This is a genomic window from Nonomuraea sp. MTCD27 (assembly GCF_041950495.1).
Taxonomy (GTDB): Bacteria; Actinomycetota; Actinomycetes; order Streptosporangiales; family Streptosporangiaceae; genus Nonomuraea.
Genome location: NZ_JBGNUW010000013.1, coordinates 156,774 through 172,611, shown reverse-complemented (window position 1 = coordinate 172,611; position 15,838 = coordinate 156,774). Strand labels below are relative to the sequence as shown.

Below are 15,838 nucleotides of genomic sequence, written 5' to 3'. Positions count from 1 at the left end.
AATACCGCAGCATTTCGCGAATCCCGCCAGGAAAATTCAGCGGAAAGTGCGTCAATGACGTAGATAAAGTGGCGATTCGTGGCCCCATCTCCCAAACGCCGTCTTCTGGGTTTCCTCCGGCTGGCCGGCTGGCCGTGGCTGACGGCCGTCTCCCTCCTTGAGCTGTTCCTCCTGGTGGAGCCGACCGCGGTGGCCCTGGTGACCGGTGAGCTGGTGGGCCGCCTGGCGCAGGGCGCGGCCCGGCGGGACGCCTTGGGGAGCGGCATCGGGACGATGCTGGCGCTGCTCGGCGCGCTGCTGGTCGCCGGCAACGTGCTCCGCTCGATGAGCCGGCCGCTGGCCGAGCGGGTGGGACGGCGGATCGACGCCGCGGTCCGCGAGGAGCTGACCTCCCGGGTGCTGGCGCTGCCGACCCTGGACCGGGTGGCGGACGTCGCCGTCCAGGACAAGCTGTCGACCATGCGTTCGCCGCTGCTGACCTGGACCGACGAGGGCATCGGCAGTGCGGCGGTGGGCCGGTTCCGGGCGGGGCTGACCATGGCCGGGCTGGTGACGGCGATGCTGGTGCTCTCCTCGGTGGTGTGGTGGTGGGGCCCGGCGACGGCCGCGGTGGCGCTGCTGCTGGGCCGTCACCGGGCCGGCATGTGGCGCGAGTTCTTCCGGGTGGTGTCCGGCACCATGCCGGCCGCGCTGCGCGGGCGCGCGTGGGCCGCGATGATGTCGGACAGCCGGGACGCCAAGGAGGTCCGGATCTTCGGGCTGACCGGCTGGCTGGAGAAGCACGCGGACGAGAACATCGCCGAGGCCATGCGGCAGGTCATCGAGTCGAGGGTCGCCCTGCTCCGGCGGGAGCTGTCGGTCTTCCTCGGATGGGCGGCCACCGCGTCGGTGGTGTACGTGGCGGTGGCCACCTCCGGCGAGGTGTCGGTGGGCCGGATCGCCGCGACGATCGGCGCGGTCTCCGCCATGTTCGTCATCTCCATGTCGAGCCAGGGGAGGACCTGGACGAGGTCGCGATGCCCGCCGTGGACGCGGTCACCCGGATCCGCGCGCTCGCCCCCGGCCTGGAGCCGCCGCCCGGACCGGCCGGCGGCGAGGTCGCCCTGCGCGACGTGGTCTTCGGGTACGGGGACGTCCGCGTGCTGGACGGCGTGACGCTGACCCTCCGGCCCGGCGAGGTGATCGCGGTCGTGGGCGTGAACGGGGCGGGGAAGACGACCCTCGCCAAGCTCCTCACCGGCCAGCACCGGCCGCTGAGCGGCACCGTGGTCACCGAGCCCACGGCGTACGCGGTCTACCAGGACTTCAACCGGTACGAGCTGAGCGCGTACGAGAACATCAGGATCGCGGCGCCGCGGGCCACGCGGGAGCAGGTCGAGGCGGCGGCCGCCGCCGTGGACGCGACCGCGATGATCGAGAGGCTGGCCCAGGGCTGGGAGACGGTGCTCTCGCCCAAGTACACCGGCGGCGGCGACCTGTCCGGCGGCCAGTGGCAGAAGATCGCGCTGGCCAGGGCGGCGCTGGCGGCCGCCTGCGGAGCGCGGCTCCTCGTGCTGGACGAGCCGACCGCCAACCTGGACATCGAGGCCGAGCTGGAGGCGTTCGACCGCATCCGCCAGGTGCGGGAGCGGGCGGCCGTCGTCCTGATCTCGCACCGGTTCTCCACCGTGCGGAAGGCGGACCGGATCGTCGTGCTGTCCGGCGGGCGGATCACCGAGGACGGCACCCACGACGAGCTGCTCGCCGCCGGCGGGGAGTACGCGCGGATGTTCCACCTCCAGGCCCGGCAGTTCGAGGAGAGCGCATGAGGGCCGTCCCACCCGCGAACCCGGCGGTCCGAGGAGGGCGCATGAGGGCCGCCGAGCTCCGTACCCTGCTGGCCGAGTGCCTGCGCCACGCTCCCGGGCGAACGTGGCTGCTGCTCGTCCTGACCCCGCTGAGCGCCGTCACCCCCGGCCTGACCGCCCTCGGCCTGCGGTGGATCGTGGACGGCGTGCTGTCCGGGTCCCGTCCGCTGCTGATCGGCGGCGCGCTCTGCGCGGCGACGGCGGGCGCGTTCGTGCTGGCCGGTGGGCGCGTCATCGAGGTGCAGGCCGGCCTGCTGGGCGGCGAGGTCGGCACCGTGCTGGACCGGCGGATCATGCGATGGTGCGCGACCCTGCCGACCACCGCGCACCTGGAGGACACGGAGTCGCTGCGCCGGATCGAGCAGATCCGCGGGCTCGGCCCGCGGACCGTCGTCACCGGGATGCAGTCCCTCACCGTGGCGCAGAGCGGGCTCTGGCTGGTCGTCACGGCGGTCCTGCTGGCCTGGGTGCATCCCGTGCTGCTCGTGCTGCCGCTCTTCGCGGTGCCCTCGATGCTGCTCACCCGTACCGCCGCACGCAGGACCGAGGCGGCCAGGGCGGAGACCGCCGAGCACAACCGGGCCGAACAGCACCTCTTCACGATGATCACCGAGGCGAACGCGGCCAAGGAGCTCCGGCTCGGCACCTCCGGCGCGCACGCCGCCGCGCTCGCGCGCCGCCTGCGCGAGGAGCGGACCGCGATCCTCTGGCGGGCCACCCTCGCCGTCGGCGGCCTCAACCTGGCCGGCTCGCTCGTCTTCGTGCTGGCCTTCATCGGCGCCCTGTTCCTCACCGCGCGGCTGGCCCTGTCGGGCGCGGTCAGCCCGGGGGCGCTGCTGCTGGTGGCCACGCTCGGCGGCCAGATCAGGGGGCAGCTCGACCTGCTCACGAACGCGATCACCCGCTCCGCCCGCGGCCTCACCATGGTCGGTCACTATCTCTGGCTGCGCGACCTGTACGGGACGAGCACCAGCGGGACGGTTTTCCCGCCCGACCGGCTCCGCGAGGGCATCACCCTGTCCGGCGTGGACTTCTCCTACGGCGGGCCGCCCGTGCTGCGCGGCATCGACCTGCACCTCCCGGCCGGGGCCACGGTGGCGCTGGTCGGCGACCACGGCAGCGGGAAGACGACCCTGGTCAAGCTGCTGTGCGGGTTCTACCGCCCGACCGCCGGGACCGTCACCGTGGACGGCACGCCCCTCACCGAGCTGGACCCCGCGGGCTGGCGGGACCGGGTGACCGCGGCCTTCCAGGACTTCAGCCGGTTCCCGTTCCTGGCCCGCGAGGCCGTCGGCGTGGGCGACCTGCCCAGGATGCGGGAGATCGAGCGGGCCGCCGAGAAGGGCGGCGCCGCCCAGGTCTTCGCCCGCCTGCCGGAGGGCGAAGAGACCCGGCTCGGCAAGGCCCTCGGCGACGGTACCGAGCTCTCCGGCGGCCAGTGGCAGAAGATCGCCCTGTCACGGGCGTTCATGCGGTCCACGCCGCTCCTCGCCGTGCTGGACGAGCCGACGGCCGCGCTGGACGCGGCCGCCGAGCACGAGGTCTACCAGCGCTACGCGGAGGCGGCCCGGGAGTGGCAGCACGCCACCGGCGGGATCACCCTGCTGGTCTCGCACCGGTTCGCCACCATCCGGATGGCCGACCTGATCGTCGTGCTGGGCGGCGGGCGGATCGTCGAGTGCGGCACCCACGCCGAGCTCATGGACCTCGCCGGACGGTACGCCCGCCTGTACGACCTCCAGGCCGCCGCCTACAGGTCATGAGCAGTGTTCGAAGGGACTGGTGTACGAGCTGCTCCCGACGGAGCCGCCCCACTTGACGCACACGCCGGGCGCGGACCGCTTGACGGGTCCCGCGTAATAGCCGAAACTCCCCGAGTTCGTCGTCCTGGTCTGCCCCTCCGGCTCGAGGAAGGCCGACATCGACGACGGCGATCCGACGTTCGTCGTCTTCAGCGTCACCACGCAGTTGTAGCCGTTGCCCGAGTTGTAGAGCAGGTAGGTGCGACCGCCGGTGAGGCCGGCCGAGTCGATGACCGCGTACCCGCCGCCGCAGACCTCCTCGGGCGTGTAGGGGTTGCCGCCGCAGGAGTTGGTGCTGGTGATGGCCTTCTTCTCGCCCAGGGACACGGTCACGCCGTCCACGGTGGGGCTGGTGTCCACCGCGCCGGTGGTGGTGCGCTGCTCGTAGTGCAGGTGGGGAGCGGTGGAGCCGCCGGTGGAGCCGACCGTGCCGATCGTGGTGCCCTGGCCGACGCTCATCGAGCCGCCGGCTCCCCGCGCCATGGTGGCGAGGTGGGCGTAACGGGTCCTGCTGCCGTCGGCGTGCCGCACCTCCACCCACTTGCCGTAGCTCGTGTTCCCCGCGTCGTAGAAGTACGCGGTGCCCGCGGCGGTGGCGCGTACGGTCTCGCCGTTGATGTCGTCGCCGCCGTAGTCCTGCCAGTCAAGGGAACCCGACGGGCTGTGGCCGGGGTACCAGTTGTTGGCGTTGAAGGTCTTTCCGCAGTTGAACGGGCTCTTGTGGGCGGTGGCCAGGGCCTCGACGGGGTCGGCGGAGGCGGCCTGGGGGAGCAGCGCCAACGCGAGCGGGATCAGGAGGGCAAGGGCTGGGGCTTTACCGGCGATCATGCTCACCTCGTGAACTGGGGGGGATGATCGTGAAGATAACTCCGAAAGTTCTCTTCATCAATCCCTGATCGCGTGAAAGTTTCCGGCCTAACGGGTTGCGCCGAAAGGTACGAGGATGACGGGGCGGTGGCCGTTCAGCGTGCACGTGGTGACCGTCCACTACGCCGACGAGCTGGTACCGCGGGGACTCTCGGCGAGATTGGCTCCGCGCCGCGCGCCGTGGCCCCGGCCGGGGGTGAGGGGCGGGCAGGAGGGGAAGGACCCTGACGCGGAGTCCCCGGCAGGCGGGAGGGCGGATGGGTTCCCGGTCGCGGTCGGAGACGGACGGCGCGATGATGGCGGTCGCGATCGCCGAGGCGAGGAAGGGCCTCGACGACGGGGGCATCCCCATCGGGGCGGCGCTGGCTCTGGGGGAGGCGCTGGTGGCCTCGGGGCACAACGAGCGCGTCCAGCGGGGCGACCCGATCGCCCATGGTGAGATCGCGTGCCTGCGCAACGGCGGCCGCATCGCGTCGTACCGGGACATGACGCTGTACACGACGCTCTCGCCCTGCGAGATGTGCAGCGGCGCGGTGCTGCTCTTCCGCATCCCGCGGGTGGTGATCGGCGAGCGGGAGAGCTATTCGGGGGACGTGGACTTCCTCCGCTCGCGGGGTGTCGAGGTCGACGTGCTCGACGACGAGGTGTGCCGGGCCATGATGACGCGCTTCCAGCGGGAGAACCCCGGCGTGTGGAGCGAGGACATCGGCGGGCGTTGACGGGCCGTCAGGGCCCTACTCGAAGAGGGACGGGTCTCCGGTGCCCCGGCGGAGGATCACGGGCTCGCCCTGCGAACAGTCGACCACCGTCGTCGGGGTGGCGCCGCACTCGCCCGAGTCGATGACCGCGTCCACCACGTGGTCGAGCCGCTCCTTGATCTCCCAGCCCTGCGTCATGGGCTCGGCCTCGTCGGGCAGCAGCAGGGTGCTGGACAGCAGCGGTTCGCCGAGCTCGGCCAGCAGCGCCTGCGTGACGACGTGGTCGGGGATCCGCACGCCGACCGTCTTCTTCCGCGGATGCAGCAACCGCCGCGGCACCTCCTTGGTCGCGGGCAGGATGAACGTGTAACCGCCCGGAGTCGCCGCCTTGATCAGGCGGAACAGCGCATTGTTCACCAGAACGAACTGGCCGAACTGCGCGAAGTCCCTGCAGACCAGCGTGAAATGGTGCTCGCTGCCCAGGTCGCGGATCTCCCTGATCCGGTCGATGCCCTCCTTGTTGCCCAGCCGGCACCCGAGGGCGTAGCAGGAGTCCGTCGGGTACGCGATCAGCCCGTCCGCGTTGAGGGTGTCGACGACCTGGCTGATCAGGCGAGGCTGGGGATTGTCGGGATGCACGTCGAAGTATCTGGCCACACCTCGGATCTTAGAAGCGCGGCGGACCACATCCTGCCGCTGCGCGACGAGATGCCCGTCTTCGGCGTGCACTCCCTGCCGGTCGCCTGGTCCTGAGCGTCCCGGCCGCCGACCGGCCCCGCCGCCCGGCCACGTAGGGCGGGGTCATCCTCCTTGCGTGTAGATGGTCTTCCAGCGCGAGCACCTGCCGACGGGCCGCTTGGACGTGCCCCGGCACACCTGCGCCCAGATCTGCAGGACGCCCCCGACGCTCTTGCGGAACGAGCCGGTCCCGGCCGTGCAGTTGTAGACGCCGTGCGTACGCCGGCGCCCGTTGCTCGCGTTCTGGTACTTGATGAGGACCCACGAGCAGCCCTTGCCGTAGGTGTCGTCGAGGTAGCCGGTCACGACGAGCCCCGACTGGCCGACGACGACCTTGCCCCGGGCGGTCGCCATGCCGTCGGTGGAGTGGAGGGCGCCCCACTTCCAGCTGGTGGGGCCGGCCGAGGCGGGGGCGGGTTGCGCGGTGAGCACGACGCCGGCGGCACCCAGGCCGGCCAGGACGCGGGTCAGACGATGGTTCATCACCCGTCCAGGAGTACCGCCCGGAACTTGCGCCCGACTTGGAAGCGAGCTGTGCCCTCGCCGCGGACACCGAGCGCGTGTGCCGGCACCGGCCGATGTGCCTGGCGCGGCACGTCGGCCCGCCGCCTCCGCGCGGGTCACGAGAGGCTGCAGTTGGCCACCGGCGTGAAGGGGTTGACCGGCGGGTCGGCCACGGCGTGGCTGTAGGCCGGATATTTCCACTGGCACAGCGCCGACGGGGTGACCTGGGTGTCGGTCCCCGTGCACTTCATGCCGGACCAGCCGCCGCTGAACGAGACCGTGTGCCCCAGCGACCTGCAGTATGCGCTGGCGTCGGTCCACGTGACCGTGCCCGTGGAGGGCTGGAGGGACGGCTTGGCGGAGGGCTCCTTGGCGGCCGTCGCCGTGCTGGAGGGCGACTGGCGGGTCGGCCGGGGTGTCGACTTGGGCGTCTTCGGCGCGGTGGTGGGGCTGCTGCCCGGTGTCGAGTCGCGGTCTCGCGTGGGGGTGGCCGTGGATCTCTGGGGCGCCTTGGTGGGGGACGCCGGGGCGAGGTCGGTCGCCTTGCCCGGCGTCTTCGTGACGAGCAGCTCGTACGTGCTGGGCGCGGTGGTGGACGGGGCGGCCGATGGCGGCGGGGTCGAGGTGGTCACCGCCGGGCCCGCCGCCACCTGCCGCTGGGCGGTGGCGGGCGACAGGGCGTAGACGCCGATGCCGACGCCGGCGGCGACGATCAGGGCGGCGGTCGCCGAGGCGACGGCGAACCCGCGGCGGCCGGAGGCCTTCGAGGCGGGGGAGTGCCCGGTGGGGCCGTGAGCTGCGGGTCCGGTGGGGGTGCGGCCGGCGGGCCCAGTGGAGCCGGAGACGGCGGGCCCGGCGGGGTCAGGGCCGGCGGGGGTGCCCGTCGCGGCGTCCTGCCAGGTGGGGGACGGTAGTGTGCGCAGGCGCTCGACCAGCTGCGCGGCCGTGGGGCGCACGGCCGGGTCCTTGGCCAGACATTCCCGCAGCAGCAGCCCCAGCCGCTCCTCGAACGGGCTCAGGTCGGGCTCGCTCTGCAGGACCGAGTGCAGGGTGGCGGGGATGGTGTCCCCGGTGAACGCCAGCCGTCCCGTGGCCGCGTAGAACATGGTCGCGGCCCAGGCGAACAGGTCGGCGGCCGGCCCGACGTCGCCGCCCGCGATCTGCTCGGGCGCCATGTACGCGGGACTGCCGATCGGCTGGCTGGTGACGACCGACTGGCTCAGGTCAAGGGCCTTGGCGATGCCGAAGTCGATCACCACGGGCCCGTCGGGGCCGAGCAGCACGTTGCCCGGCTTGAAGTCCCGGTGCACCACGCCGGCCGCGTGGATGGCGGCCAGCGCCGTCGCGGTGTTGACTGCCAGCCGCTGCAGCGCCGCCGCGCCGCGCGGCCCGCTCTCCCGTACCGACTCCTGCAGGGAGGGCCCGTCCACGAACTCGCTGACGATGTACGGCCTGGCTCCCGCGAAGCCGGAGTCGAGCAGCTGCGCGGTGCAGAACGGCGCCACCCGCTTGGCCGTCTCCACCTCGCGCAGGAACCGCATCCGCGCGTCGCCGTCGGCGATCAGGTGCGGGTGCAGCAGCTTGACCGCGACACGGGCCCCGTCAGGGGCACGGGCGGGGTCTTCGTGGGGGCCGTCGCCGGGGGCACGGCCCGCGTACACCACGCCTTGCCCGCCCGACCCGAGCCGTCCCTCCAGACGGTACGGCCCGACGGTGGTGGGGTCTTCCGGGAGCAGGGTCAGCGGTTCGGGCACCGGGCCTCCTCGGCGTCGTGCCCTGCGGCGTTCAGGACGCCGTCCTCGGGGCCGTGACCGGCCGGCCGGGCGGGAACTGGGGGACCGGCCCCTCGGCGGACGGGGTGAGCATGGGATGACCTTCCGTAAGTTACGGAGCCTAACTTAGAAGAATGATCAACCCTGGCGCAAGGAGCGGTCAGCCTTGCCCCTTGGACCCGCCCCGGAGCCGGCGCAGCCCGACGAAGCCGGCGGCGAGCCCGACGAGGAGGACGATGGGGCCGATGATCGCCCAGGTGGTGACGCCGCTCATCACGCTGCCGCCGACGATCCCCAGCCCTTGCAGCGTCCATATGAGGCCGGTCAGGACCAGCAGAACGCCGACCACGAGAAAGATCCATGTCTTTGCCATCAGAGGCTCCCAGATCGGGTGGTTTCTAGAGTGAGGTGCGGTTCAGCATGCGCCCGGAACACCCCCTTGATCAATCCCGCGGACCGGAACACCTCCCTCGACGAGAGGCGACGGTGGTTCGGGGCCGAGGTGGGCCAGGGCCTCCAGGCCCGCGCCGACCAGCCCGGCGTCCTCGCCGAGCGCGGCCGGGAGCAGCGGCGCGGCGGAGGGGCCCGGCAGGGCCTCGGCACGGTAGGCGGCCGTCATGGGCTCCAGCAGCACCGGTCCGAGCAGCGACACCCCGCCCGCGACGACGATCGCGTCGGGAGCGATCAGGTTGGCCGCGCCGGCGAGCACCCGGCCCATGAGCGCCGCAGCGTCGCTGATCACGTGGGAGCCGAGCCGGCCGATCTCGGCCAGCGGCAGCGCCTGCCCGGTCGCCGCCAGGTGGGCGCGCTCGATCGCCGGTCCGGAGGCGTGCGCCTCGATGTGGTCGAGCGCCCCGCACGAGCAGCGCGCGCCCGCGTCCGTCGGGGCGGGCAGGTGGCCGATGCCGCCCACGGTCCCCGTCGCTCCGGTCCGCACCCGGCCGCCGACGCAGATCGCCCCGCCGATGCCCGTGCCGATGGCGACGACCAGCGCCGTGCGCGCGCCGCGGGCCGCGCCGACCCGTGCCTCGGCGGCGCCGGCGGCATGGCAGTCGTTCAGCACGACCGTCGGGAGCCGCAACGCGCGCTCGGCCTCGCCCTTGACGTCGGTGCCCGCCCAGCCGGTGAGCAGGTCGGTCGCGTACGCGATGCGCCCCAGCGGGCCGACGGTCCCGGCCGTGCCGATCCCGCAGGCCACCGCCCGGCTCGCCAGCGGCCGGGCGAGCTCGAAGACGGCACGGAGGATCGACGGGCCCGGGGGAGTGGCCGCCCTGCGCCGCTCGGTGAGCGTGCCGTCCGGTGCCACGAGCCCGGCCGCGATCTTCGTACCGCCGATGTCGACGGCCAGCGCGAGCGGCGTCATCGCGGTGCGGCGGCGGCCAGCCGCCGGGTGATGGAGACGGGATCGGTGATCGCGCCGCCGACCACCACGGCCCACGCGCCCGCCGCGAACGCCTGCCGTACGTGGTCCTCGGTGCGGTAGCGGCCCTCGGCGATCACTCGCACCCCGCGCGCGGCGAGCGCGCCGACCAGGCGCAGGTCGGGGTCGTGCGGGGTGGGCAACTGGCGCGCGGTGTAGCCGGACAGCGTGGTGCCGACGAAGTCCGCGCCCGCCTCCCAGGCGGCCAGGCCCTCGTCGAGGGTCGAGACGTCCCCCATGACGGGCCGGCCCAGCTCGTGGATGTGCTCGATCAGCTTCAGCCCCGGCCCGGGGGCCTCCGGCGTGAGATCCACGGCGATCGCGTCCGCGCCGGCCTCGACCAGCCCCGCCGCCAGCTCCGGCGTGGGTGTGATCACGTCCCGGTGCCCATGGCTGACCTTGTGCAGGCCGATCACCGGCACGTCCGTACGGCGGCGCACGGCGGCGATGTCCTCGGCCGAGTTGACCCGCAGCCCGGCCGCCCCGCCGAGCACGGCGCACTCGGCCAGGCGGGCGATCACGTCCGGATCGCGTAGCGGGTGCCCGCCCGGCGCCTGGCAGGAGACGATCAGGCCGCCGCGCAACTGCTTCATCGGAGTGCCCCCGTGGAGATGCCCCCGACGGCTATGGGCATGCCCTTTTTGGCAACGTCCACCTGATCCTCATCGTGAGTGCGGGGATGGATGTGACTGGTATAGGGCAAATCAGGAGTCGGGGTCAAGATATTGGAGTACACCAATTCCGGGTTAGACTCCTGAGCCATGAAGACGGAACGCCCCCCGGCCAGGTCCGAGGAGCTCCGCCGGCACCTGGCGGATCTCCTGGTGGACGCGCTGTCCCCGCACGACCGGTTGCCCACCGAGCGCGGCCTGGCCGAGGAGTTCTCCGTGAGCAGGCTCACCGTGCGGCGGGTCATCGACCAGCTCGAGCGGGAGGGCCGGGTCTACCGGGTCCAGGGCTCCGGCACGTTCGTGAGCGAGCCGCGCGTCCGCAAGTCCGTCGAGCTGACGTCCTTCAGCGAGGACATGCGCTCGCGCGGGTTGCGTCCCGGCTCGCTCGAGGTCACCTGCGAGCGCATCCCGGCGGGCGCCGACATCGGCTACGCCTTGCAGGTCAGCCCGTCCTCGCAGGTCGTGCACATCCGCCGGATCCGCACCGCCGACGACGAGCCCATGTGCCTGGAGCACAGCTACCTGCCCGGCGAGCTCGTGCCCGACGACCTCGGGCCGGAGCTGCACGGCTCGCTGTACGAGGTGTTGTCGGCCCGCTACGGGCTGACCCTGCACCGGGCGGAGCAGACCATCAAGGCGACCGTGCTCGACCCGGACGACGCGCGGGCCCTCGGCGCGCCGCCGTTCTCCCCGGCGTTCCTCGTGCGGCGCGTCGGCTTCGACGTCCGCGGCCGGGCCGTCGAGCGCGCCGACTCGCTCTACCGGGGAGATCGCTACTCCTACCGGCTCACCATCTACCGCGACCCCCAGTAGGCCCCAGGCGGCACCGGGGCCGACGCGGTCGCTGCTCGCGAGAGGCGTGCGCCCATCCCGCATGGGTTCGCCCCGGACTGGACGATTCGCGACGTCAGGCTCCCCTGGAGCCGCGCCTTCACGCTGGAGCGGCGGACCGCTCGGTGCGATCGGGCAGGCCCAGCATCGGGCGGAGCAGGGCGGCCGTTCTCGCCTCGGTCACCGACGGACCGGCGGCGCGGGCGAGGTCGGTCACGATGTTCAGGGCCGCGTGCGTCCGGAAGCGGAGCTCGGCCGGCCCTTCCCCCGGACGCGACTCGGCCACCAGGCCGATCCAGGTGTCGACGTGCCGCCGCTGCGCGGCCCGCAGCCGCCGCAGGTCGGCCGGGGCCAGGTTCTCGCTCTCCGAGACGTAGACGGCCGCCAGGTCGGCCTGGTCGAACGTGATCTCGACATACGCGTCGATCAGCCGGCTCAGGGCCTGCGCCGGCGTGCTCGCGTCGGCCAGCGCCGCCGCCGTGGTGTGCTCCACGCGGCTGGTGGCCCGGTAGTAGGCGGCGGCCAGCAACTCGGCCTTGCTCGCGAAGTGCGTGTAGACGCTGGAGGCGTTGATCCCGGCGGCCTGCCCGATGTCGGAGATGCTCACCTGGTGGTAGCCGCGTTCGTGGAAGAGCCGGATCGCCTCGGCGAGCAGCCGCTCGCGGCGCGGCAGCAATTCGAGCCGGTCGGGCCGGCGACGCCCCGAGGACGTCCGCCGCGGCGGCGGCGCGGGCGGGTGCACGGCGATCACGGTGGTGACGCAGTCGAGGATCGTGCGTTCGGCCTTGCTCCTGGACAGGCTCGCGCGATGGGTGGACGGGCTCGCGATCGCGCTCAGCGCCGCGGAGACCAGTAACGCGGCGTCCTGCTCGCCGAGCCCGGGCCGCAGGTCCAGCAGCAGCTGGCGGAGCATGCGTACGGCGGCGTCGAACGGCACGGCCAGCTCCGCCCGTTGCCCGGCGTCGAGGCAGCGGCCCTCCCACTGGTAGAGCCGGGCCACGGTGCGCCTGTCGAGCGCGTAGCGCACCAGCGCCCGCAACGCGGCGGGCAGGCGGTCGGAGGGGACGGCCTCCCGCGCGCCGGCGTGCACGCACTCCGCGAAGCGGCTGCCCAGCTCCCGCACGGCCGCGGCGAGCACGGCCTGCTTGGTCGGGAAGTGCCGGTAGATCGCCGGGCCGGTGATGCCGACCTCCTGGGCGATGTCCTCGATGGCGACATTGTGGAAGCCGCGGGCGCAGAACAGCTCCGCGGCGACGAGGGCGATCGCCTCCTGGCGATCCTTCGACCGCCGGGGCGGGCTTGTCGGCATGCGCCGAGTGTAACGGTCGCCAGGTGACTCCGGAATCGTCATCTCATGCCCTGGCTATAACGGTGACTGCCTGGGGGAACAACAGGCTAAGTAAGTGGTCATTCGGATGTGTTGACAGTAGAACGATGTTCGGGTTCTGATGGATGCGCTCGGGGCCCGGCGGAGGGAGCGATGGATGATCACAGTGGAGGACGTGCGCGCCGCGGTGGGGGCGCACACCGTGCCAGGGCTGCTGCGGCGCAACGCCGGCCGATACGGCCACCTGCCCGCCCTCACCGGAGCCGACGGCCGCACCCGGACCTGGCGCGAGCTGTACGACGAGGTGCTGTCCGTGGCGAGCGGCCTGTGGGCGCTGGGCCTGCGGCGCGGCGAGCGGATGCTCATCGGCGTGTCCAGCCGGCCGGAGCACTGGGTCGTCGACCTCGCCGCGGTCGAGCTGGGCGCGATCCCGTGCACGACGTACGCGACGTTGAGCCCCGAGCAGCTCCGGCAGGTCGCCCTGCACAGCGCGGCGACCGTGGTGGTGCTGGAGGGCCCCGCCGAGCTGGCGCGCTGGGCGGGCGCGCTGGCCGGGATGCCCGGGCTGAAGGGCGTCGTCGTGATCGACGACGCGGCCGGCGAGCACACGCGCTACGCCGACCTGCGGGCGGCGGGGCAGGTCGGGCCGGTCGCCGAGGCCGGCCAGGACGACCCCGTGACGTTGATCTACACCTCGGGCACGACCGGCGATCCGAAGGGCGTGGTGCTGTCGCACCGCAACGTGCTCTACCAGTGCGCGCTCCAGGAGCTGGTCCAGCCCGCCCCCGCACACCCCAGGACGGTCGCGTACCTGCCGCTCGCGCACATCGCCGAGCGGGTGCTCGGCATCTATCTGCCGCTCTACACCGCCGGCCATGTGACGATCTGCGCCGACCCGACCCGGCTGCTCGCCACGCTGACCAGGGTGCTGCCGCAGGCGTTCTTCGGCGTGCCACGGGTGTGGGAGAAGTTCGCGGCCGGGTTACAGCAGGTGCTGTCCGGTCTGGACGGTGACCGCCGTGCCGCCGTCGAGCGGGCGCGGGAGGTCGCGGCCGAGGCGTACCGCATCCGTGCCACCGGTGACCCGCTCCCGGCCGGGCTCGCCGAGGCGGTGGAGCGCGCGGACCGGACCGTGCTGCGCCCGCTGCGGGAGCGGATCGGGCTCGCCGAAGCCGCCCGGCTGGGCAGCGGCGCCGCGCCCGTCCCGGCCGCGGTGCTGGAGTTCTTCGGCAGCCTCGGTATGACGATCATGGAGGTCTGGGGCCTCAGCGAGACCACCGGCGCGGCCACCAGCACGTTCCCCGGCCACTACCGGGCCGGGACGGTCGGCCTGCCCATGCCGGGGATGGAGGTCCGGCTCGCCGGGGACGGCGAGATCCAGGTGCGCGGACCCTTGGTGTTCCAGGGTTACCTCCAGCCGGACGGTGGGGTCCGGGCGGTCGTGGACGCGGACGGGTGGCTGCCGACCGGCGACATCGGCAGGTTCGACGACGACGGGCTGCTGCGGATCGTCGACCGCAAGAAGGAAATGATCATCACCTCGAGCGGCAAGAACGTCGCACCCAGCGCGGTCGAGTCGCTGCTGCGGGCGCACCCGCTGATCGGCTACGCGGTCGTGGTGGGTGACCGCCGCCCGTACCTGACGGCGCTGCTGGTGCTGGACGAGGAGGTCGCGCCCGCCTGGGCCGCGGCCCAGGGCCTGGCCGCGGTGGAGCTGAAGGAGCTGGCGGCGGAGCCACGCGTGCGCGCCGAGCTGGCCGCGGCCGTCCAGCGGGCCAACGAGGCGTTGTCGCGGCCGGAGCAGGTGAAGGCGTTCCGCGTGCTCGACCACGCCTGGAGCCCGGCGAGCGGGGAGCTCACCCCGTCGCTGAAGCTGCGGCGGCGCGTGATCGAGCGACGCTACGCCGGGGTGACCGAGGAACTCTACGCGGAAGGTACGTCTTCGTGACCTTGACCGATGAGCGGCGCGACTTCGTGGCCGCGATCGAGGACTTCTGCCGGCGCGAGGCGGGCACGCGCGAGCAGTGGCTCAAGCTGACCGACGGGGGCGTCGAGCCGCACAACGCCGAGCTGTACCGGAAGATGGCCGAGCTCGGCTGGCTCGGGGTGGCCGTGCCGGAGGCGTACGGCGGCGCCGGTCAGAGCATGGTCGACCTGATCCTGTTCCTGGAGACGACCTCCTACTGGCAGGTGCCGATCGGCGGGTTCGCCACGTCCGCGATCACCGCCGCCTCCTACGAGAAGTTCGGCAGCGAGGAGCAGAAACGCCGCGTGCTCGGCGACTTCCTGAGCGGCAGGGTGCTGGCGGTGTCGATGTCCGAGCCCGGTGCCGGCTCGGACGTCGCCGCGCTGACCTGCAAGGCCGAGCGGCGGGACGGCGGGTGGCTGATCAACGGCCAGAAGACCTGGTGCTCCAATGCGCACATCGCCGACCACATCCTGCTCGTCGCCCGCACGTCCCAGTCCGATGACCGGCACGACGGGCTCACCATGTTCTCGGTGCCGGCCGGGATCGACGGGCTCGTGGTGCGCGGCATCGAGACGATGGGCGGCCGCGAGGTCAATGACCTGTACTTCACCGACTGCTTCCTGCCCGGCGACGCGGTGGTCGGGCAGGTCGACCGGGCCTGGCGCCAGCTGATGGCGGGGCTGAACCTGGAGCGGATGATCCTCGCCGGTCTGATGCTCGGCACCGCGCGCAGGGCGTTCGACGACACGGTGTCGTACGTACGGGAGCGCCGGCAGTTCGGCCGCCCGGTCGGCAGCTTCCAGGCGCTGCGGCACCGCCTCGCCGACCACGCGACGGAGCTGGAGTGCACCCGGCTGCTGGTGCACGACGTGGCGCGGCGGATCGAGGCGGACCCGGCCCGGCAGCTGCCGCGCGAGGCGTCGATGGCCAAGCTGAAGGCGACCGAGTTCGCCAAGGCCATGGCGCTGGACGGGATGCAGATGATGGGCGGCTACGGCTACGCGACGGAGTACGGCATGGAACGCCTGCTGCGCTCCACGGTGGTGTCCACCGTGTACGGCGGCACGAGCGAGATCCAGCGCGACATCATCGGCAGGTCCTACGGACTCTGACCGCGCCGGCTCGCCGGGACGGGTGGGGTCGGGCGCACCTACTGTCTTGACGTGCCCGGGATCGGTGGACCAGCATCACCGCAACCGGACCGGCAGCGGACGTCCCGCGCGGCACGACTCCGCTTCACCCGCTGTTCTCCTTCGGGTGCGAGGGTGACGCCGCGCGGCGTCGGCATCGGGGCCGGTACCGGCATCCGGGCCGGTACCGGCAACCGGCACGGCGTCGGCGTCGGCGTCGGCGTCGGCATCGGCGTCGGCATCGGCAAGAGAAGGTGATCGC

The 15,838-nt window shown here is 72.8% G+C and carries 16 protein-coding genes; 8 read left to right on the top strand and 8 right to left on the bottom strand.

Annotated features, from left to right (window positions below):
* Positions 1–78: 78 nt before the first annotated feature.
* The 3 genes from ACBJ59_RS34105 to ACBJ59_RS34095 are packed head-to-tail and all read left to right on the top strand — an operon-like array spanning position 79 to position 3,610.
* Positions 79–1,155, top strand: a complete 1,077-nt coding sequence (locus ACBJ59_RS34105) for a hypothetical protein (RefSeq protein WP_375114306.1) — start codon at positions 79–81, stop codon at positions 1,153–1,155.
* Positions 1,113–1,808 carry an ATP-binding cassette domain-containing protein gene (locus ACBJ59_RS34100; RefSeq protein WP_375114496.1) on the top strand — a complete coding sequence of 232 codons (696 nt, stop codon included), beginning with the start codon at positions 1,113–1,115 and terminating at the stop codon, positions 1,806–1,808. The genes ACBJ59_RS34105 and ACBJ59_RS34100 overlap by 43 nt, the downstream gene beginning before the upstream one ends.
* A 41-nt stretch (positions 1,809–1,849) precedes the next feature.
* On the top strand, positions 1,850–3,610 hold the full coding sequence (locus ACBJ59_RS34095) for an ABC transporter ATP-binding protein (RefSeq protein ID WP_375114305.1): 1,761 nt from the start codon (positions 1,850–1,852) through the stop codon (positions 3,608–3,610).
* Here ACBJ59_RS34095 and ACBJ59_RS34090 read toward each other — a convergent pair.
* Positions 3,605–4,477: a M23 family metallopeptidase gene (locus tag ACBJ59_RS34090; RefSeq protein ID WP_375114304.1), complete on the bottom strand. Its 873-nt coding sequence runs from the start codon at positions 4,475–4,477 to the stop codon at positions 3,605–3,607. The genes ACBJ59_RS34095 and ACBJ59_RS34090 overlap by 6 nt on opposite strands.
* Before the next feature lie 296 nt (positions 4,478–4,773).
* Between ACBJ59_RS34090 and ACBJ59_RS34085 the strand changes: the two genes are divergently transcribed.
* Positions 4,774–5,235, top strand: a complete 462-nt coding sequence (locus tag ACBJ59_RS34085; protein ID WP_375114303.1) for a nucleoside deaminase — start codon at positions 4,774–4,776, stop codon at positions 5,233–5,235.
* A gap of 15 nt (positions 5,236–5,250) precedes the next feature.
* Here ACBJ59_RS34085 and ACBJ59_RS34080 read toward each other — a convergent pair whose 3' ends face one another.
* The 6 genes from ACBJ59_RS34080 to ACBJ59_RS34055 all read right to left on the bottom strand — a co-directional run bounded on the left by ACBJ59_RS34080 (position 5,251) and on the right by ACBJ59_RS34055 (position 10,241).
* Complete coding sequence (locus ACBJ59_RS34080; protein WP_375114302.1) at positions 5,251–5,871, bottom strand: L-threonylcarbamoyladenylate synthase; 621 nt, start codon at positions 5,869–5,871, stop codon at positions 5,251–5,253.
* A 144-nt stretch (positions 5,872–6,015) separates the two neighbouring features.
* Positions 6,016–6,435: a hypothetical protein gene (locus ACBJ59_RS34075; protein WP_375114301.1), complete on the bottom strand. Its 420-nt coding sequence runs from the start codon at positions 6,433–6,435 to the stop codon at positions 6,016–6,018.
* A gap of 137 nt (positions 6,436–6,572) precedes the next feature.
* Positions 6,573–8,210 (bottom strand): serine/threonine protein kinase, encoded by a 1,638-nt coding sequence (locus ACBJ59_RS34070; protein ID WP_375114300.1) that lies wholly within the window; start codon positions 8,208–8,210, stop codon positions 6,573–6,575.
* Between the two features lie 178 nt (positions 8,211–8,388).
* Positions 8,389–8,601, bottom strand: a complete 213-nt coding sequence (locus tag ACBJ59_RS34065; protein ID WP_364131978.1) for a hypothetical protein — start codon at positions 8,599–8,601, stop codon at positions 8,389–8,391.
* A 42-nt stretch (positions 8,602–8,643) separates the two neighbouring features.
* Positions 8,644–9,591 carry an ROK family protein gene (locus ACBJ59_RS34060; protein ID WP_375114299.1) on the bottom strand — a complete coding sequence of 316 codons (948 nt, stop codon included), beginning with the start codon at positions 9,589–9,591 and terminating at the stop codon, positions 8,644–8,646.
* Positions 9,588–10,241, bottom strand: a complete 654-nt coding sequence (locus ACBJ59_RS34055) for an N-acetylmannosamine-6-phosphate 2-epimerase (RefSeq protein WP_375114298.1) — start codon at positions 10,239–10,241, stop codon at positions 9,588–9,590. The genes ACBJ59_RS34060 and ACBJ59_RS34055 overlap by 4 nt, the downstream gene beginning before the upstream one ends.
* Positions 10,242–10,409: 168 nt before the next feature.
* Between ACBJ59_RS34055 and ACBJ59_RS34050 the strand changes: the two genes are divergently transcribed.
* Positions 10,410–11,132, top strand: a complete 723-nt coding sequence (locus tag ACBJ59_RS34050; protein ID WP_375114297.1) for a GntR family transcriptional regulator — start codon at positions 10,410–10,412, stop codon at positions 11,130–11,132.
* Between the two features lie 118 nt (positions 11,133–11,250).
* Here the strand turns inward: ACBJ59_RS34050 and ACBJ59_RS34045 are convergent, their stop codons facing one another.
* On the bottom strand, positions 11,251–12,459 hold the full coding sequence (locus ACBJ59_RS34045; protein WP_375114296.1) for a TetR/AcrR family transcriptional regulator: 1,209 nt from the start codon (positions 12,457–12,459) through the stop codon (positions 11,251–11,253).
* A 175-nt stretch (positions 12,460–12,634) separates the two neighbouring features.
* Between ACBJ59_RS34045 and ACBJ59_RS34040 the strand changes: the two genes are divergently transcribed.
* The 3 genes from ACBJ59_RS34040 to ACBJ59_RS34030 all read left to right on the top strand — a co-directional run bounded on the left by ACBJ59_RS34040 (position 12,635) and on the right by ACBJ59_RS34030 (position 15,834).
* Positions 12,635–14,425 carry an AMP-dependent synthetase/ligase gene (locus ACBJ59_RS34040; RefSeq protein ID WP_375114295.1) on the top strand — a complete coding sequence of 597 codons (1,791 nt, stop codon included), beginning with the start codon at positions 12,635–12,637 and terminating at the stop codon, positions 14,423–14,425.
* Complete coding sequence (locus ACBJ59_RS34035; RefSeq protein WP_375114294.1) at positions 14,422–15,558, top strand: acyl-CoA dehydrogenase family protein; 1,137 nt, start codon at positions 14,422–14,424, stop codon at positions 15,556–15,558. Before ACBJ59_RS34040 ends, ACBJ59_RS34035 begins: the two co-directional genes overlap by 4 nt.
* 153 nt (positions 15,559–15,711) lie before the next feature.
* Positions 15,712–15,834, top strand: a complete 123-nt coding sequence (locus tag ACBJ59_RS34030) for a hypothetical protein (protein WP_375114293.1) — start codon at positions 15,712–15,714, stop codon at positions 15,832–15,834.
* Positions 15,835–15,838: the final 4 nt, after the last annotated feature.